This window comes from Bacillus sp. FSL K6-0042 (assembly GCF_038006685.1).
Classification (GTDB): domain Bacteria; phylum Bacillota; class Bacilli; order Bacillales; family Bacillaceae_G; genus Bacillus_A; species Bacillus_A pseudomycoides.
Map to the genome: position 1 here is coordinate 428,685 of NZ_JBBOVS010000001.1, position 20,307 is coordinate 448,991.

14 protein-coding genes and 3 other annotated features are annotated in these 20,307 nt (G+C 35.1%); of the genes, 10 read left to right on the forward strand and 4 right to left on the reverse strand.

Annotation, left to right across the window (positions count from 1 at the left end):
• Positions 1-80: 80 nt before the first annotated feature.
• Together MHH45_RS02285 and MHH45_RS02290 are read right to left on the reverse strand one after the other, a co-directional pair.
• Complete coding sequence (locus MHH45_RS02285) at positions 81-548, reverse strand: GNAT family N-acetyltransferase (RefSeq protein WP_077294100.1); 468 nt, start codon at positions 546-548, stop codon at positions 81-83.
• A 40-nt stretch (positions 549-588) separates the two neighbouring features.
• Positions 589-1,008: an SgcJ/EcaC family oxidoreductase gene (locus tag MHH45_RS02290; RefSeq protein WP_088094135.1), complete on the reverse strand. Its 420-nt coding sequence runs from the start codon at positions 1,006-1,008 to the stop codon at positions 589-591.
• A 340-nt stretch (positions 1,009-1,348) separates the two neighbouring features.
• Between MHH45_RS02290 and MHH45_RS02295 the strand changes: the two genes are divergently transcribed.
• On the forward strand, positions 1,349-2,095 hold the full coding sequence (locus tag MHH45_RS02295; protein WP_016132940.1) for a formylglycine-generating enzyme family protein: 747 nt from the start codon (positions 1,349-1,351) through the stop codon (positions 2,093-2,095).
• Between the two features lie 55 nt (positions 2,096-2,150).
• Here the strand turns inward: MHH45_RS02295 and MHH45_RS02300 are convergent, their stop codons facing one another.
• On the reverse strand, positions 2,151-2,594 hold the full coding sequence (locus tag MHH45_RS02300; RefSeq protein ID WP_016131515.1) for a YndM family protein: 444 nt from the start codon (positions 2,592-2,594) through the stop codon (positions 2,151-2,153).
• Positions 2,595-2,780: 186 nt separating this feature from the next.
• On the opposite strand from MHH45_RS02300, the gene MHH45_RS02305 reads away from it, so the two are divergent.
• From MHH45_RS02305 to MHH45_RS02345, 9 genes are all read left to right on the forward strand, one after another.
• Positions 2,781-6,275 (forward strand): DUF4020 domain-containing protein, encoded by a 3,495-nt coding sequence (locus MHH45_RS02305; protein ID WP_016115220.1) that lies wholly within the window; start codon positions 2,781-2,783, stop codon positions 6,273-6,275.
• 114 nt (positions 6,276-6,389) lie between these two features.
• Positions 6,390-6,622, forward strand: a binding site (T-box leader).
• 55 nt (positions 6,623-6,677) lie between these two features.
• Positions 6,678-6,911 (forward strand) — a binding site (T-box leader).
• 138 nt (positions 6,912-7,049) lie between these two features.
• A complete protein-coding gene (locus MHH45_RS02310) occupies positions 7,050-8,126 on the forward strand; it encodes a bifunctional 3-deoxy-7-phosphoheptulonate synthase/chorismate mutase (RefSeq protein ID WP_016115219.1) in 1,077 nt (358 codons plus the stop codon).
• A gap of 9 nt (positions 8,127-8,135) precedes the next feature.
• Positions 8,136-8,370, forward strand: a binding site (T-box leader).
• 53 nt (positions 8,371-8,423) lie between these two features.
• A complete protein-coding gene (aroC, locus tag MHH45_RS02315) occupies positions 8,424-9,596 on the forward strand; it encodes a chorismate synthase (protein ID WP_088094134.1) in 1,173 nt (390 codons plus the stop codon).
• Between the two features lie 16 nt (positions 9,597-9,612).
• Positions 9,613-10,713 (forward strand): histidinol-phosphate transaminase, encoded by a 1,101-nt coding sequence (gene hisC, locus MHH45_RS02320; RefSeq protein ID WP_016115217.1) that lies wholly within the window; start codon positions 9,613-9,615, stop codon positions 10,711-10,713.
• Positions 10,706-11,806: a prephenate dehydrogenase gene (gene tyrA, locus MHH45_RS02325; RefSeq protein WP_088094133.1), complete on the forward strand. Its 1,101-nt coding sequence runs from the start codon at positions 10,706-10,708 to the stop codon at positions 11,804-11,806. Before hisC ends, tyrA begins: the two co-directional genes overlap by 8 nt.
• An 18-nt stretch (positions 11,807-11,824) precedes the next feature.
• On the forward strand, positions 11,825-13,129 hold the full coding sequence (gene aroA / locus MHH45_RS02330; protein WP_088094132.1) for a 3-phosphoshikimate 1-carboxyvinyltransferase: 1,305 nt from the start codon (positions 11,825-11,827) through the stop codon (positions 13,127-13,129).
• Between the two features lie 165 nt (positions 13,130-13,294).
• Entirely contained in the window at positions 13,295-14,467 is a 1,173-nt protein-coding gene (locus MHH45_RS02335) for a GNAT family N-acetyltransferase (RefSeq protein ID WP_016115214.1), read from the forward strand.
• 140 nt (positions 14,468-14,607) lie between these two features.
• Positions 14,608-16,233 (forward strand): ABC-F family ATP-binding cassette domain-containing protein, encoded by a 1,626-nt coding sequence (locus tag MHH45_RS02340; protein ID WP_016115213.1) that lies wholly within the window; start codon positions 14,608-14,610, stop codon positions 16,231-16,233.
• Between the two features lie 847 nt (positions 16,234-17,080).
• Positions 17,081-19,045 (forward strand): LTA synthase family protein, encoded by a 1,965-nt coding sequence (locus tag MHH45_RS02345; protein WP_016115212.1) that lies wholly within the window; start codon positions 17,081-17,083, stop codon positions 19,043-19,045.
• Positions 19,046-19,380: 335 nt separating this feature from the next.
• On the opposite strand, the gene MHH45_RS02350 is transcribed toward MHH45_RS02345, so the two are convergent.
• On the reverse strand, positions 19,381-20,208 hold the full coding sequence (locus MHH45_RS02350) for a peptidoglycan-N-acetylglucosamine deacetylase (protein ID WP_016115211.1): 828 nt from the start codon (positions 20,206-20,208) through the stop codon (positions 19,381-19,383).
• Positions 20,209-20,307: the final 99 nt, after the last annotated feature.

Here is a 20,307-nt window from a genome sequence, read left to right on the forward strand (position 1 = left end):
CCTATAGTGCTTCACGCGAACAAAGAGTGTCTTTAGAGCTTTTCATGGCACCCTTTGTTCGTTATCATGCTAAAAAAATTCTAAAGATACAAGGAATAGGTTAGTTCACCGTATGTGAGAATTTCATCATCGGTAAACCCCTGATTAGAATAGAATTTTTGACCCGAATCATTTTCAGGATGCACAGTTAAGCGAATGCGATGGCAAGATGGATGAACGATTTTTAAATGGTTAATTAATTCGTTTATTGCCGCGGCTCCAAATCCTTTTCTTTGATGTCCTTTGTCGATAAAAAAATGAAACAGCCAAAAGTCCTTTTGACGATCTAGTTCGTAATGTAGATTAAAGAAACCAACCATTTTCTCGTTATGATAAATTCCAAAAGGTTCAATCATTCTATCATCCGGCCTAATATATGCTTTAGCAAGTGCAATAGCAACAGGTGGTGTAACTTCAGAAACAAACTTTTGTTGTTCAATATTTACAGAAAGCGTGAGAGCCTCTCGCCAGTTGTCAGAAGTTATTTTTTTCAGAGTTACTTGAGACATAAGTTGAAACCTCCAGTTTAAATAGGGGATATGGGAAGAGCTATTGAACAAGCGTATTTTGCCCAGCAGTAATTTTCCACGATTCTTTTTCTTTAACCATCACATAAACAGCAAGGCTTCCTTGCTCATCTTCTATTATTTTTCCTTCAGAGGTTGTTGGGTATTGTCTAATATGTGCGATAGCTACATCAGAACGAATAAAGTTAATACTTTCAACTGTATAACAAGCGTATGAGTCCCGAAGAGGTCCTGGTAAAAGAACTTTGTGTGTCTCATTGATTTGCTTCCAACCTGATAGCCGCTTGCCAAGCGCATTGACCCATGTGGCATTCAAAGTGAAGTGGCGATCTAATTCGTCTGCATCATGTGCATTAAATGCAATTTCTATTTCGGTAATCGTTTGCTGGATTGCATTTATTTCTTCTTGCTGATGTTCTTTGGAATTATAGCCTTTAGACATATGTATTCCTCCTATGTTGGTTCGGTATCTATAGATTACTAAAGTAAAGTTGTTATAACATCCGGCAATAGTAGTATTTTTTTAGAAAGAATTAATACGAATGTATGAAAACGAGACGGATTTGAATACATTTACTTATGTGGTTTGAGAAACTTATTGATTAAGGTTTAGTAAGAGGAGTTAATTCAATAAGTCTAGAATAATATAATGTTATGGATAAGGAGGGGCAGTATACTATCTCAACAGGTAAACATGTCTATTAGGTATGAATCAGAATACAATGTCATAATACACCTTGAAAGAAGTGTTTAAAACATTAATTCAAGACTAGGAGAGGACAATGATAGTTAACCTAAATGATTACTTAAAAGATTTAATGGTGGGTATTCCTGAAGGAGAAATCAGCCTACGAGATTTTCGAAACGAACAAAAATGGATTAGTTCAAACTATAAATTTGGAATGCCGGGTAGTAGAAAAAATTTAAAGGAAGTTATTTGGAATGTTGAAATAAACCCATTTTATCTTGCCAAATATACGGTGACAGAAGAACTTTATGCGATTATTATGGGAAAGAAATCTTTAATAACAGCTGAGGCTCAAAAACCAGTTGTTAATGTTTCATGGATAGATGCAGTTAATTTTTGTAATTTACTGTCTGATGCGCTAGGTTATGACAAGTTTTATGATTTTGATAATGAAAGTAAAGCAGTTGTTTGCAATTATAGTACGAATGGTTTTCGTTTACCTACAGATGCTGAATGGCAATATGCATGTAAGGCGAAATCAAAAGGATATCGGTATGGTGAAATTGATGAAATTGCTTGGTATAAAGATAATTCTAACAAACGAGTGCACGAAGTTGGTGAGAAAAAGCCTAATGAATGGGGCTTGCATGATATGGTTGGGAATGTTTGGGAGTGGTGCTGGGACTTATACGATGCAGAGACCTTCGGTACTTACAGAATAATTCGCGGAGGAAGTTGGGCAGAAGAAGAACGTGGATGTGGAGCTACTTGTCGCCGCAAGAGTATGCCTAATTTTTATATAGATGATATCGGATTTAGAATTGCGAGATCAATCATTTGATAATTGTAAAATTTTTAAAAAGAAGGATGTCATTTAGATTGTGACATCCTTTTTTTTATTTTTTCTTATTTTTATCTTTATCTAAGATGTTTTGTTCTTCAGCAAATTCAGTTCCATACGCGAATCGGCCATTCATATTAATTCGTTCATTGTTATGTCGTTCATGCGTATGAGAAAAACGATGCACAAATACTTCAGATAATGTAAAGACAATAGCGGATAGAATACTACCCCATGCGATCTGCATATAATTGTCCAATAAAATATTACCGAAAATCCACACACTTAAATATGTTAACAAAAAGTCAGCCATAATAGCGGCGGAATTTCCAATACGATTCAAAAGGATTTTATCAACAAACATATAAGAAACGATTGTTACAAACAGGCTAAAGGATATAACATCAACAATTGTTGCATCGAAAAATAAATCAAGTCCGATAGCAAACGCGATGATACACGATATAAATTTGATTAGCACAATTGTAAAATTACTCACATTGCACACCTCCCGTTTTTTACATAGTTTTGGTATAAAGCGAGAAGTTCATACATTTCTTATGTATGTACATGATTGTAAATAAAATTTTTCATGTTAAACATCTTGTCAAAATATTAAAAAAATAAGCGAAAAATGTTATAGTAAAATGAGAGTGTATGACATTTTTAGGTAAGGGGGATCCAAATGTGGATTACTTCAGAAGTAGAAATTCCAGATGAACTATTTGATAATCTTGAACAAGGAAGGCTTGTATTATTTGTCGGAGCAGGAGTTTCTATGAAAGGGAAATCAAACTTACCAAATTTCGATGATTTAGTTGATGAAATTGCGGAAGCTTTATATGTTGAAAAGCGTGAAAATACAGAACCGCATGATTATTATCTTGGAAAAGTTGCGAAGACGAAAGATGTACATCAAGTTGCACAAGATCTTGTTGATGTGAAAAATTCAAAACCGAATCCATTACACTATGCCATTCCACGGCTTTTTTCAGATGATATTGATGTTCGCATCGTTACTACAAATTTTGATCAGCATTTTACAAGTGTAATTCGGGAAATGAATCGAGATATCAATATATATTACGCACCTGCACTTCCAACAGGTAGAGCGTTTAAAGGTTTAGCATATATACACGGCAATGTAGAACAGGAAAAAGAAAATTTAATATTAACGGATGGCGATTTTGGAAGGGCTTACTTAACAGAGGGTTGGGCAAGAAGATTTTTAGTTGATTTATTTTCAAATTATACGGTGTTATTCATCGGATATAGTCATAATGATCCTGTCATGAAATATTTAGCAACAGGTTTACCACCGAGTACAAAACGTTATGCATTTGTTGCACAAGGAGATAATACATATCACTGGGAGCATTTGGGAGTAAGGCCCATTGTTTATCCAAATAAGGCGAACAATCATCAGGCACTTGTTCAAGCGGTGAAGCGCTGGGCTGAATTAATGGGAGATAATTATATTACAAAAAGAATGCGAATTCGTGATATCGTGACAGTTCCACCATCAGTTGAACAAGAGCAATTATCATATATAAAGCAATCAGTAAAAAAAATTGAAACACTCCGGTATTTTATAGAGTTTGCTCGCGATTATGGATGGGTAGAATGGTTAGAGGCAGAAGGCAAAATCCAAAATTTATTTTTGCTTTCCACTATTCATAGTGAAGAGGATGAATTGTTGGCCGAGTGGCTCGTCAAACAATTTCTTTTTAGCCACCAAAAAGAATTATTTCAGCTTATTTATAAAAATCACTCAAAAATTTCTCCTTTGTTATGGCGAACGATTTGTACGTATTTAAACGAAACAAAAGAGCAAATTGAACCGCTATTATTCGCAAAATGGACATTGCTCTTACTGGAAACAGCAGAAAAAAATAGTAGCTCTATAGAATTGGTTTCATATTTGTTACATAAATGTTCCTTTCCTGATCATAAAGAAATTTTCGTCTTATTGTTGGCGTTTATTTTGGATGGGAAAATTAAATTAAAGCGTGTCAGAAGATGGGAACACGATATGCAAGATTCAATTGAATTAGAGGAGACAAGCCGTTTACCAGTTCCTGTATTTGCATTTGTACAAAGAATCTGGGATGAAAAAATGAAACCGCATATCGCATATTTTGCCGACCCAATTATGGTCATAGGGTTAGAAAAAATCCAAATGTTATTTTTAAGGCAGACTGCACTGCAGAAAAAGGACGGTGTGACATATAATACAGTCGAATTTTCAGAGCATGACTTACAGCCAAAAGATTTTACATTTTTAATTCGTATTGTAAAAGAATGTCTCGCCTATTTATGTGAAAATAATAAGAGAAAGGCAAACTACTATATCGCCCAAATGATAGAAACAGATAGTATATTACAAAAACGAATTGCAATAGCTGCGATGAGTAAAAATTCATTTGTAACTGACGATGAAAAAATCAAATGGCTACTAGAACAAAAGTTGCTTTTACATGTTACATATAGGCATGAAGTATTTAAATTTTTAAAGAAGCATTATCCATTTACTTCGGAACAAAGAAAGCAAGAAGTGTTACAAAAGGTTATGAAACACCTTGTTAATGAGAGGGCTTTTGATGCTTGCCTTATTATGGATTTACTTTATACATGTGATCCAAATAGTAATTGTACAGTACAAGCATATAAAAAAATGAAACAAAAACATCCTCATTTTTCCCCAGAACGTTACGGTGAAAAGCGAGTAGAGGATGCTGTACAAAGTATTACATGCAACGTAACGGCCGATGGATTATTGCAGTTGAAAGACCATGAAATGATGAAACAAGTTAGGCTTTTTTCTCATGACGGTATTTTTGAACAACGTCATTTTTTAGAAATGTTATCAAAGGCATGTAAATTGGATACAGAGTGGAGTATTTCGCTTGCGTATCAATTAGTAGGGGAAGGTAAGGTAAGTAATGAAGTATGGTTTGTCTGTATTCGGGCATGGAGGAATAATCGTAAGTTTACAAATCAACAAATACAAAAAATCATTCCACTCTTGCAACAATTTGTAAGAAATACATCTTTTCATTGGTTAATTAGCAGTTTTCTTTATGAAATCAGCAATCGATTAGAAGAATTCCAAGAGAATAGTATACGTGTGGTGAAACGCTTTGCCTTTTCTTTATTTCCTCAAGTAATGAAAGGTAATCTGAATTTCAAGATAGAGGAGCATGACTTTTATAATGAGTCTATTCAACATCCTGTTGGAAAGATGACATCAGTATTATTAAAGCTACTAGCATATGACCACTTATACGATCGGAATATTCACGAATACTTGTTTTTATTTGAAGAACAAATGAGAACATTTTCGCAGAGTACCAATTTCATGTTTGCACGATTAACAGCAGATGTAACATTTTTATATCATATTGAGAAACAGTGGTGTAGAAAAAAACTGTTACCTTATCTCGATTTAAAAAAACAAGAAAAAGCAATAAAATATGCATGGGCAGGACTCTGCTATACACAAATAAATTTACCGTTATTTACAGAGATAAAGCGATATATTAAATATGCAGTCGAGCATTTACATTTGTTACATCCACATACAAAAGAAGTGTTCTTAAAGTGGCTCAGCTTTGTCTTTATTAAATGTGTATTATATTGGGATCAACGAGCAGATTGGTTATATCCACTTTTTATACAGGAAACGGAAAATGAAAAAATTAAGTTTATGGAACATTTATGTTATTATGTGAATACATTAAGCGCGAGAGAACAACAAAAATTTTGGGAAGCTTGGTTAGCTGGATTTTTGAGTGAACGTCCAAAAATGAGTTCTATAACCGGTAGGGAATATGTCATGTTTTTACGTTTTGTATTATGTATGGATGGAGTTGCAGAAAAGGGATTACAAACAATTCTTACTTGTTTCTCGCCGCCATCAGAACGTTACGATCAAGCGGAAATGAAACAACTATTTTTGGCTATTTTGGAAAAGAAAAAGAACATGAAAGATCATGTAGAGGCTTATGGTGAGTTGTTTTTTTCTTTATTACAACACTTGCATGAGGCGAATTTTTTTGAAAATGAAATCATCGAGATTAAACAATTATTAACAGAGTATCAAGTGGAGCATGATTTACTAATATCTATTCAAAACGAAATGATTCGTATTGGACTTGTGATGACAAATTTACAAGATTAATAGTGGGTAAAAAGTGGAATTTCAAAAAAAAAATAAAAAGGTATTGACAGTATTTTAAAAAGCATTCTATAATACGAATCATAACTTATTCAATTTCAAAAACATTTGAATAAACAAAGTGCGATGAAGAGATCACAGTAGTGAGGATCTTACTGTAACAGAGAGCTGATGGTTGGTGTGAATCAGTACAGGGATAATCATGAATTACAGTCTTGGAGCATCTTTTTCGGATTAAAGATATATGTTCTTTATGAAGGAAAGGCGGTCAAATGATCGTTAACAGTGAAGAGAGGTAGACGAAATAAGTCTACAACTAGGGTGGTACCGCGATAAATATCGTCCCTACTGATTGGATCAGTAGGGACTTTTTGTATTTTTGTGGCCCAACTTGAAAATGGAATATTATATGCATTGAAAGGAAAAGGAGTAGTAGTTGTTTCCCTGTAACAGAGAGCTGGTGGTTGGTGTGAACCAGTACAAAAACAAGTGCGAATTACAGTCCTGGAGCATCTTTTTCGTAGTAAAGATAATCATCTTTATGAAGGGAAAGACGGTCAAATGATCGTTAACAGTGAAGAGAGGTAGACGAAACAAGTCTGCAACTAGGGTGGTACCGCGATAAATATCGTCCCTACTGAGTAAATCAGTAGGGATTTTTTGTACACAGAAAGACGGTATCGATCCCATAATGAGTTTTTGTAAAATATCAATTCAGAAAATAGGGAATTTTCATTCCTTTATTATAGTTTTAAACATTAAAAGGAGGATTTTAAAATGGCAAATCATGAGTTAGAACAATTACGTAAACAGGTGGATAAAATTAATTTGCAGTTACTGGAATTGTTGAATGAACGAGGTAAAGTTGTTCAAAAGATTGGGGAACAAAAACAAGTGCAAGGTACGAAACGTTTTGATCCAGTTCGTGAGCGTGAAGTACTTGATATGATCGCAGAACATAATGAAGGACCATTCGAAACTTCAACAGTTCAACACATTTTCAAAACAATTTTCAAAGCAAGTTTGGAATTACAAGAAGACGACAATCGTAAAGCATTACTTGTTTCACGTAAAAAGAAAAAAGAAAATACAATCGTGGATGTAAAAGGTGAATTATTAGGAAACGGAACACAAACATTCATCATGGGTCCTTGTGCAGTAGAAAGTTTAGAGCAAGTTCGCCAAGTGGGGCAAGCGATGAAAGAACAAGGATTAAAATTAATGCGCGGCGGTGCTTTCAAACCGAGAACGTCACCATACGACTTCCAAGGATTAGGGGTTGAAGGCTTACAAATTTTACGCCAAGTAGCCGATGAATTCGATTTAGCGATTATCAGTGAGATTTTAAATCCAAACGATGTAGAAATGGCTCTTGAGTACGTTGATGTCATTCAAGTTGGGGCACGAAACATGCAAAACTTCGATTTATTAAGAGCTGTGGGTAAAGTAAATAAACCTGTATTATTAAAACGTGGTTTAGCAGCGACAATTGATGAATTCATTAATGCAGCTGAATACATCATCGCACAAGGAAATGATCAAATTATACTATGTGAGCGCGGTATCCGCACATACGAAAGAGCAACGCGTAATACGTTAGATATTTCAGCAGTACCAATTTTAAAGAAAGAAACACATTTACCTGTTGTTGTGGACGTAACGCATTCTACGGGACGCAGAGATTTATTATTACCTACTGCAAAAGCAGCACTAGCAATTGGAGCAGATGCAGTCATGGCAGAAGTACATCCAGACCCAGCAGTTGCATTATCTGATTCTGCACAGCAAATGGATATTCCAGAGTTCCATAAATTCATGGAAGAGTTAAAGGGATTTAAAAATAAATTATCTTAATTTCATATTAAATATGCATTGAAAGGGAAACAGTAGTGCTTATCTCCCTGTTTATAGAGAGCTGATGGATGCTGAGAATCAGTACAAAGATAAGCATGAATTACAGCCCTAGAGCATCTTTTTCGTAGTAAAGATCATATCTTTATGAAGGGAAAGACGGTCTCATAGATCGTTAACAATGATAAGAGGTAGACAAAAAATAGTCTACAATTAGGGTGGTACCGCGATATTAATCGTCCCTACTGAGCGCTCAGTAGGGACTTTTTTGTACAAAAAAATAATAAAGGGGTAAGAGAAATGAGATATATTACAGCCGGAGAATCACATGGTCCGCAGTTAACTGTTATTTTAGAAGGTGTACCTGCAGGATTATCGTTACAAGCAGAACATATTAATAAGGAATTATTAAGAAGACAAAAAGGGCATGGTCGCGGGAGACGCATGCAAATTGAAACGGATACAGTAGAGATTGTAAGTGGTGTGCGCCACGGAATAACGCTTGGTTCACCAATTACATTAATCGTAAAAAATGATGATTTCAAACATTGGACGAAAGTAATGGGGGCTGAACCTATTTCGGAGCAAGAAAATAAAGAAATGAAACGTACAATTACAAAACCACGTCCAGGACATGCAGATTTAAATGGTGCAATTAAATATGGTCACCGTGATATACGAAATGTTTTGGAACGTTCTTCTGCAAGGGAGACAACTGTCAGAGTAGCTGCTGGTGCAGTTGCAAAACAAATTTTAAAAGAATTAGGTGTACAAATTGCAGGACATGTTCTTGAGATTGGCGGGATACAAGCAAATCGTGTAGGCCGATTACTAATAGAAGAAATTCAAACAATTACAGAAAATTCACCTGTGCGTTGCCTAGATAAAGAGGTAGAGCAAAAGATGATGGATGCTATCGATACTGCAAAAAACAGTGGGGATTCAATAGGTGGAATTGTAGAAGTAATTGCGGAAGGGATGCCAATTGGTGTTGGTAGCTACGTACATTATGATCGTAAATTAGATGCAAAACTCGCGGGAGCAATTATGAGTATTAATGCTTTTAAAGGTGCTGAAATTGGGATTGGATTTGAGGCGGCAAGGCAGCCAGGAAGCTTAGTACACGATGAAATCCTATGGGATGAAGAAAAAGGCTATACAAGAAAAACAAATCATGCAGGTGGATTAGAAGGTGGTATGACTACAGGAATGCCAATTGTAGTAAGAGGTGTAATGAAGCCGATTCCTACATTATATAAGCCACTTGTGAGTGTAGATATTGATACGAAAGAAACATTCCAAGCAAGTATTGAACGATCTGATAGTTGTGCAGTACCAGCTGCAAGTGTTGTTGCAGAAGCTGTTGTTGCATGGGAGCTTGCGGATGCATTAGTTGAACAATTCGGAAAAGACCGCATGGAATTAATCAAGCAAAATATTACGCAGCATAACAAATATGCAAAAGAATTTTAAAAAGGATGGATGCCAGATGAAGGTAAAAGAGAAATTATCATCATTACAGCCATATAAACCAGGTAAATCAGCGCAGCAAATGAAAGAGATATATGGGGATCATTCATTTGTAAAATTAGCATCAAATGAAAATCCATTCGGTTGTTCACCACGTGTTATAGAAGAGTTGCAAAAAGCATGGCATGAACATGCCTTATATCCAGATGGAGGAGCTGTAGAACTTCGCCAAACAATTGCAGAAAAACTACAAGTTCAAAAGGAACAAATTATATGTGGAAGCGGACTTGATGAAGTCATTCAAATTATAAGCCGTGCGGTACTTTGTAAGGGAGATAATGTAGTAACAGCAGGAGAAACTTTCCCGCAGTATCGTCATCATGCAGTTATTGAAGGCTGTGAAGTGAAAGAAGTTCCACTGCAAAATGGCTCATACGACTTAGAGGGAATTGCAGAAGCAATAGATGAAAAAACAAAAATTATTTGGATTTGTAATCCGAATAATCCAACAGGCACATATATTGATGACCGAAAATTAAATGAATTTATAAATAGTGTGCATGACAGTGCGCTAATTGTAATCGATGAAGCGTACTATGAATATGTCACAGCGAAAGATTTTCCAGAAACAATACCATTATTGAAAAAACATAAAAACCTTCTTATATTACGAACATTTTCTAAAGCGTATGGTTTAGCATCATTTCGCGTTGGATATGCAATTGGACAAGAAGAATTGATTGAGAAATTGAATGTTGTGCGTTTGCCATTTAATGTATCTTTACCTGCGCAAAGAGCAGCAACAATCGCTTGTAATGATGAAGAATTTATAAAGGAAGTAGTTCGCGTAAATCGAGAAGGACTAGAGCGATATGAGAGTTTTTGTAACGAGAATGAGATTTCGTTTTATCCATCTCAAACAAACTTTATCTTTTTACCAGTAGACGATGCTGGGGAAATATATGAACGATGTGCGCACGCAGGTTTTATTATTCGCCCGTTTCCAAATGGTGTCCGGATTACGATTGGAACGAGCGAACAGAATGAGGGAGTGATTTCAGTGTTAAAACAGCACTTTATAAATAGAAAAAATGAGTTTCGAGATGAGGCAAATGTGTAAAAAAGTTTTATTAATTGGTACAGGATTAATTGGTGGTTCTCTCGCGCTAGCGATTAAAAGAGAACATGAAGTGATGATTACAGGTTATGACATTCATAGCGAACAAGTGAAGCGCGCGAAAGAACTTCACGTAATTGATGAAATTGCAGAAGATTTACAAACTGCTTGTGAGGGGGCGGAATTAATTGTTTTTGCTTCCCCAGTTGAAGAAACAACAAAGTTATTACGTAAGCTCGCGGCATACGATTTACGTGAAGATGTAATTGTTACAGATGTAGGAAGTACAAAGGGAACGATTATGAATGAAGCAGAGTCTTTATTACCAGAAGAGGTCTCTTTTATTGGGGGACATCCGATGGCAGGTTCACACAAAACGGGAGTTGAAAGTGCGAAAGCACACTTGTTTGAAAATGCATTTTACATTTTAACACCAATGAGTCATGTATCAAATGATCGAGTGGAACAACTAAAAGAATTGTTAAAAGGAACAGGATCACATTTTCTCGTATTGAATACGGAAGAACACGATTATGTAACAGGGATTGTAAGTCATTTTCCTCATTTAATTGCGGCGGGCCTGGTGAAACAAGTTGAAAAGCATGCAGAGGAGAATCCATTAATTCATCAGCTTGCGGCAGGTGGATTTAAGGATATTACACGTATTGCATCAAGTAGTCCGAAAATGTGGAGTGATATTGTCAAACAAAATCGAAATCATTTACTGCAGCTACTAGAAGAGTGGATGTTGGAAATGAAAGAGTTACACAAAACAGTTGCTAATGGCGATGCGGATGAGTTGCAGAACTACTTTGCGAATGCGAAAGAATATCGTGATTCTTTACCAGTTCGTAAAAGCGGAGCGATTCCAGCTTATCATGACTTATATGTTGATGTTTTAGATAAAGTAGGGGCATTAGCTCATATTACGAGTATTTTAGCTCATGAAGAAATTAGTATTACAAATCTGCAAATTATAGAAGCGCGAGAAGGATTACTTGGTGTGCTTCGTATTAGCTTCCAAAGAGAAGAGGATCGCTTAAAAGCAGTGATCGTATTACAAAAAGAAGAATACCAAACATATGAAACAATGTAATAAGGAGAGGATGACACCGTGAAGGAGAAAACGATACAAAATGTAACAAGTGGATTGCGGGGAACGATTAGAATCCCCGGAGATAAATCTATCTCGCACCGTGCTGTCATGTTTGGAGCAATTGCGCAAGGGAAAACAACGATTAAAGGTTTTCTATCTGGTGCCGATTGTTTAAGTACCATTTCTTGTTTTAAAGAAATGGGAGTAAAAATCTCGCAAAATGGTGATGAAGTGATTGTCGTTGGAAAAGGATTAGAAGGGTTACAAGAACCTAAAAATGTTTTAGACGTTGGCAATTCAGGTACAACGATACGCTTAATGTCTGGGATACTTGCGAACACACCTTTTCATTCCTGTATTCAAGGGGATTCATCAATTGGGAAGAGACCAATGAAACGTGTAACGAATCCGCTTGGACTTATGGGAGTGAAAATTGATGGTAGAGAAGAAGGGACGTTTACTCCGCTTACAATACGAGGTGGAAGTTTAAAAGCAATCGACTATACTTCACCTGTAGCAAGCGCACAAGTGAAGTCGGCTATTTTACTTGCGGGACTGACTGCAGAAGGTGTAACAACTGTTACAGAACCTCATATTTCAAGAGACCATACAGAAAGAATGCTTGAGGCGTTTGGCGTTACGGTAACTCGTGAAGATAAAACTGTGAAAATTGCTGGTGGAAAAAAATTAATAGGGACTGATATACAGGTGCCTGGTGATGTTTCTTCAGCGGCATTTTTCTTAGTTGCGGGAGCGGTTGTTCCAAATAGTAAACTTGTATTACAAAATGTTGGAATGAATCCGACTCGTACAGGAATTATAGATGTTCTTACTAAAATGGGTGCTAAGTTAGAAATACAGCCTATTAATAAGGATGCGTCAGAACCAGCTGCGAATATTACGATTGAAACATCTTCACTTCAAGGGATTGAAATTGAAGGGGATATTATCCCAAGACTGATCGATGAAATCCCAATCATTGCGCTTGCAGCAACGCAAGCAGAAGGAATTACAGTTATCAAGGATGCACATGAGTTGAAAGTAAAAGAAACAAATCGTATCGATACAGTTGTAGCTGAATTAACAAAACTAGGAGCACGTATTGAAGCAACGGATGATGGAATGATTATTTACGGTAAGTCTTCGTTAAAAGGCAATAAAGTAAATAGTCATGGTGACCACCGAATCGGTATGATGCTTGGGATTGCGGGCTCTATAGCAGAAGGTAAAACAGTACTCGGAGATGCGGAGGCTGTTGGAGTTTCGTACCCTACATTTTTTAAGGAACTGAGCAAACTACAAACTGAATTGGAAAAAGCATAAAGTTTTACTTTATGGCAACTCTGTATTTGGAAGATGATTTGTATTATATCGAGATATAATAATTATTGAAAGGTTGATGTATATTCCATCAACCTTTCTAATTTTTTAGATAGGATTTTATCTGTATGAGTACGAATGTAATAAAGGGAATAGGAGGAGAAAGTCATGAAAGTAATTGAATTAGCAGAGCGACAATATAGAGAAGCGATTGCTTTATCTGAATATGCCTTTCAATATAAGGTACCGGAAGATCAAATTGAAAGGCGTCTTACATTAATGAAAAAGCACCATCAACTGTTTGGAATTTTGGAAGGAAATCAACTTGCAGCCAAGTTGCATCTTCTTCCATTAGAAATAAATATTGGTGATGAAATGTTTAAAATGGGAGGAATTGCAGGAGTAGCGACATACCCAGAGTATAGGCGGAGTGGGCATGTAAAAGAATTACTGAAGTATGTGCTACAAAAAATGAAACAAGATGGATTTAGTGTATCAATGTTACATCCATTTGCAGTTTCATTTTACAGAAAGTATGGATGGGAACTATTCGCAAACCGTTTAATCTGTTCCATGACGAAGAATGATTTAGTGATGCAAAAGCAGGTGAAAGGAAATGTAAAACGGTTTAATAAAGATTGTCATCCAAGTGAAATTGAAGCGGTATATGCAACATTTGCGAAACGTTTTGCTGGGATGCTAATTCGAAGTAAAGATTGGTGGATTCATGCACTTTATCATGATTTAACAGTAGCTGTTTATTATAATGAAGAAAATGAAGCTATTGGTTACATGTTTTACAAAATCAATGATTCAAAAATGACAGTAGAAGAACTTGTTCCGCTAAATCATGAGGCTAGAATTGGGCTTTGGAATTTTATTTGCCAGCATGATTCGATGATAAAAGAACTTAAGATGATACTAAGTGAAACTGAACCATTACTTTATACTTTACAAGAGCCTCGAGTGAAGACTGAAATTACTCCTTATTTTATGGCTCGAATCGTAGATGTGGAGCAGTTTTTAAATCAATATCCATTTGTTTGGAGTAATCAACAAAATAATGTCATTTTACATATTTCAGATTCATTTGCCCCGTGGAATAATGTGACGGTTCAATTACAGAATAAAGAAATAGTAATTGTTAATAAAGAAGAAACCGAAAAACAAAATAGTAGCGGAATCCATTTAAATATAAATGCGTTATCAACAATGTTATTTGGGTATAAGCGTCCATTAGAGTTATACGAAATGGACCATATTTTAGGGAGTGAGGAAGAAGTAAAAACACTTGAACAGTTGATTCCATTACATAGACCATTTATTTATGATTTCTTTTAAAATTTCAAATGAAAAGCACGATTTGAAAAGTGCTTTTTATTTTGTTGAAATAGAAAGATGATTAGATATACCTTTGGATGCCTAAGTATGTTATAGTAAGTGAAGTATGTATATAAAAGTATCGAAATTGGAGGAAACACATGATTACAGTTAGTAACGTAGGATTGCGCTTTGCGGACAGAAAATTATTTGATGATGTTAACATAAAATTCACACCAGGTAACTGCTACGGTTTAATCGGAGCAAACGGTGCTGGTAAATCAACATTTCTAAAGATTTTATCTGGAGAAATTGATCCATCAACAGGTGATGTAAACATCACGCCAGGTGAGCGTTTAGCAGTATTAAAACAGAACCACTTCGAATACGAAGAGTTTCCTGTATTAGAAACAGTAATTATGGGTCACACACGCCTTTACAAAGTAATGCAAGAAAAAAATGCAATTTACATGAAAGAAGATTTCAGTGATGAAGACGGTATGCGTGCTGCAGAACTTGAAGGTGAGTTTGCTGAGCTAAACGGTTGGGAAGCTGAATCTGAAGCTGCAATTCTTTTAAAAGGTCTAGGCATTGGAGAAGAAGTTCATGACAAAAAATTGTCAGAGTTAACAGGGGCAGAGAAAGTAAAAGTATTACTTGCTCAAGCATTATTCGGTCAACCTGACATTCTATTATTAGATGAGCCTACCAACCACTTAGACTTAAAAGCGATTCAATGGTTAGAGAACTTCTTAATGAACTTTGAAAATACAGTTATCGTTGTATCCCATGACCGTCACTTCTTAAATAAAGTATGTACGCACATGGCGGATCTTGATTTCGGTAAAATTCAATTGTACGTTGGTAACTATGACTTCTGGTATGAATCAAGCCAATTAGCATTAAAACTAACACAAGATGCAAATAAGAAAAAAGAAGAGAAAGTAAAAGAGTTACAAAACTTCATTGCACGCTTTAGTTCAAACGCGTCTAAAGCGAAGCAAGCGACTTCTCGTAAAAAATTATTAGATAAAATTACATTAGATGATATTAAACCATCATCACGCCGTTATCCATTCGTTGGCTTCACACCAGAGCGTGAAGTAGGAAATGACTTATTAACTGTTGAAGGTATTTCAAAAACGATTGATGGGGAAAAAGTGTTAGATAATGTGTACTTCACATTATCTAAAGGTGATAAAGTTGCATTTATCGGACGTAATGATATTGCGATGACAACATTATTTAAAATTCTTATGGGTGAAATGGAGCCAGATAGCGGTTCATTTAAGTGGGGCGTTACAACATCTCAAGCTTACTTCCCAAGAGATAACTCTAAGTACTTCGAGAACAGTGAATATAACTTAGTTGAATGGTTACGTCAGTTCTCTCCACAAGATGAAACAGAAAGTTTCTTGCGTGGCTTCTTAGGTCGTATGCTATTCTCTGGTGAAGAAGTAAAGAAAAATGTTTCTGTATTGTCAGGTGGAGAAAAAGTTCGTTGTATGCTTTCTAAAATGATGTTAAGCGGAGCGAACGTATTAACACTTGATGATCCAACGAACCACTTAGATCTTGAGTCTATCACAGCATTAAACAACGGCTTAATCGCATTTAAAGGAACATTACTATTTACATCTCACGACCATCAGTTCGTACAAACAATTGCAAACCGTATTATCGAAGTGACGCCAAACGGTGTAATCGATAAAGAAGCAACATACGATGAGTTCTTAGAAAATGTAGAACTTCAAAAACAAGTAGATGCAATGTATCAAGGAAAATAATCTGTAAAACAAAACCCTCGCACTTAGAATAGAGCGAGGGTTTTGTTTTTTTACTATATGTACATCAATTAAAAAACCGACATAAAACCCCTCTTTTTAGGTGGGGGAGAGCATCTGGCCATGCATAGAAGCGGTCAGGGCCTTTTTCTGCCACATGCGAAGTAAAAACAGAAAGAGCAAACGAGTGTAAGTTACTTTTTATTCTGCATAGCAGGGATTTATATATCGAAAAATTAAAATGATTTTATATATAAAAAACGCGTACAATTTTGTCAATATTCATGAAACTATGTTGAAAAGAAGTTACATATAATGAAAAATTACATGTCTTTCCAAACGGAATCGGCCTGTTCAGATTAAATATATTCTTTTTCGTGCCACAAAGCTAATGTTAAATGAACAGGAGAAATAATGGAATTAAATGTTGTTTATAGAAATTAATCACAAAAAATTATGTATGTAAATTATAATTTTTTACATATAAAGGAGGCAGTAAGAAGAAATTTTCTCAGAATGAATAAATTAGCAGCAACAAATTCAATTGGTAATTCTGGAAATAAGAATGTTTGCGAAGTGAAGAATAAAAGTTTATAGTGGGGATTGTCCTAGTAACCGGACGGATTTTTAGAAAGTTAGATAGAAATAAAAAATGTTACAAATGCATTTTATTAAATATATATCAAGGTCAAAAATGTTTGGTAAGAAATAGTTGAATAAATATAGACTTCAACTTATAATTACTAATATTCTTCATATGGTTTAAGAAAAGAACGAGCTGTATGAAGAAGTAAACATAGAGATGGACTTATCAAAAAATAAGCCTTGGATGATTAAAAGAGGTGGAGAGATGAAACAATTATTATTAAAGAGCAAGCGTGTGTTAAGTAATCATTTTGGGTTCTTTATTTTTGCAGTTGTTTTATTCTGGTTAAAAACATATGCAGCATATGTTACAGAATTCGACTTAGGAATATCGAACACAATCCAAAAATTCTTGCTATTTTTTAACCCGCTAAGCTCAGCTGTCCTATTTTTAGGACTTGCATTATTTGCAAAAGGGAAACGATCTTATATTTGGTTAATTATTATTAATTTGTTACTGTCAGTTATCTTATACTCAAACGTAGTATATTATCGCTTTTTCAGCGATTTTATTACGTTCCCGACATTAACACAAACGAATAACTTTGGAGATTTAGGTGGTAGTATTTTAGCGTTATTACATCTATATGATCCATTATATTTCTTAGACACAATTATCTTGCTTGTGTTGGTAATAACAAAGTTTGCAGATCCAAAACCAATTCGTGTTGCAAAACATAAATTGTCACTTGTATTTATTACAGGAATTTTGATTTTTAGCATCAACTTAGGTTTAGCAGAATCTGATCGTCCTGAATTACTAACAAGAACGTTTGACCGCAACTACATTGTGAAATACTTAGGTGCGTACAACTATACAATTTATGATGGCATCCAAAGTATGAAAGCATCGACAGAACGTGCTTTAGCGGATGGAGATAGCATGACAGGTGTAAGAAACTATATTACATCGAACTATGCAAGCCCTAACCCAGAGTATTTTGGTAAGGGGAAAGGTATGAACGTTATCTATATTCATTTAGAGTCGTTCCAAAACTTTTTAATTAATTACAAGTTGAACGGACAAGAAGTTACACCGTTCTTAAATTCATTTACACATGATGCAAATACACTGTATTTTGATAACTTCTTCCATCAAACAGGACAAGGTAAAACATCTGATGCGGAGTTTATGTTAGAGAACTCACTATTCGGTTTACCACAAGGGTCTGTATTTACAAACAAAGCTCATAATACGTATCAAGCAGCACCAGCTATTTTAGGACAGCAGGGCTATACATCTGCGGTGTTCCATGGTAACTATAAAACATTCTGGAACCGTGATGATATTTATAAATCATTTGGATTTAATAAATTCTTTGATGCATCATATTATGATATGAATGAAAAAGATGTTGTAAACTATGGTCTGAAAGATAAACCATTCTTTAATGAGTCTATTCCAATGTTACAAACATTAAAACAACCGTTCTATGCGAAGTTTATTACGTTATCAAATCACTTCCCTTATCCAATTAATAAGGATGAAGCGACAATTGAACCAGCAAAAACTGGTGATTCATCTGTAGATACGTATTTCCAAACAGCACGTTATTTAGATGAATCTGTAAAAAGCTTTATGGATTACTTGAAGCAATCTGGTTTATATGACAATTCGATCATTGTAATGTATGGAGACCATTATGGTATTTCAGATAATCATAATGCAGCGATGTCACAAATCATGGGTAAAGAAATTAATTCATTTGAAAATGCACAATTACAACGTGTACCTTTAATCATTCATGTTCCAGGAATGAAGGGCGGAGTTCAACACCAATATGGCGGAGAAATCGATGTTCTTCCAACGCTGTTACATTTACTAGGTACCGATACAAAGAATTATATCCAATTTGGTACAGATTTATTATCACCAGAGCATCAACAAGTTGTTTCTTTCCGTAATGGTAACTATGTAAGTCCGGCCGTTACTGCGCTTAATGGAAAGTATTATGACACAACCACTGGAAAACCAGTAGAAGTAACGGATGAAATCAAACAAAATGAAAAAATGGTTCAACAGAAACTTAAATTCTCTGATGAAGTTGTAAACGGAGATTTATTACGATTCTACACACCAGAAGGATTTACACCAGTAGATCGTTCGAAATATAACTATAATCATCGTGATAAAAATAAGACGAAAGTAAAAACTACGCAAGAAGGTTAAACGTAATAAAATAAATCAACGTTAGTCTCCTTATAAGGATAAATATCCTTGTGAGGAGGCTTTTTTATTTTGGAGACATGTGGTAATTTCACATACCGTATTGATAAAGTATAATGAATGTATGAAAAGAGTACAATTATCGCACACTACAGAAACGATAATTTGGACTTAATTTTATGGGAGATACAAGATACTATATTAGTAGAAAATGATTGAAACAATCTAATTTTGCAAAGTTAGTATCTATACTTGTAAAATTAATAACTTCTATTTTCTAAACAAATAAAAATAAAAAAAGACTTGATTTTCCTATAAAGAAAATCAAGTCTTTTTTATTACATACGTTTATCATGCCAGAAGTTTAAAGGGAAATGTTCATCTTCTTGATAACTTTCCAGTTCATAACCTTTTTCTTTTAGACCTTTAATGATCCCAGGCACAGCTTTTACTGATTGTGGGTGAATATCATGCATTAACACGACCTCGATTGGATTTGTAGCACCAGCAAGAACATTTTGTACAATTTGCGCTGAGGCAGAATCTACTGGCACTTTATTATATTTCCAGTCTAAAGAGTCAATTGTCCAGTCCCAAACTTTAAAACCACCTTCAGCAACTTTATTGCGGAGCGCTTCATTCAATCCTGGCATTGAGCCATATGGTGGACGTGTTAAGATAGGGGATTTTCCGATAATCCCAGCAATTAAACTTTGATCTTCTTTCATTTCATCCACATAATGTCCTTCAGTATATAGCTTTTTGTAGTTATGTGTCATACTGTGCATACCAACATAATGTCCTTCGGCTAATTCTTGTTTCACAAGATCTGGAAATGCTTTAACGTTTGCTCCAATTAGGAAAAATGTAGCTTTCGCATCTTCTTTTTTCAACATTTCTAATAGCTCAGCAGTGTACTTTCCAGGACCATCGTCAAATGTTAAGTAAGCAACTTTTCTAACTTGCCCGTTATATTGTTTTGGGGCTTCTTTCGGAGCTAGAGCAGTTTGAATTTCACTTACAAGTTGAACAGATTTTGTTTCATCTTCCGTACTTGCCCGAGCAATATGAGTTGGACCGTACATTGCTTCGTATAAAAATAATACCCCGACGCAAATAAACAATGCTCTCTTTACTAAGGTTGTCATTCGAATTCCATTGTGCATAATTTTCCTTCTCTCTATAATAGTTCTACTCTACTATATTAGCAATTTTAGGTAGGTAAATGCAAAAAAAGATTTTTACAAGTACAAAAAAGTTTGTAA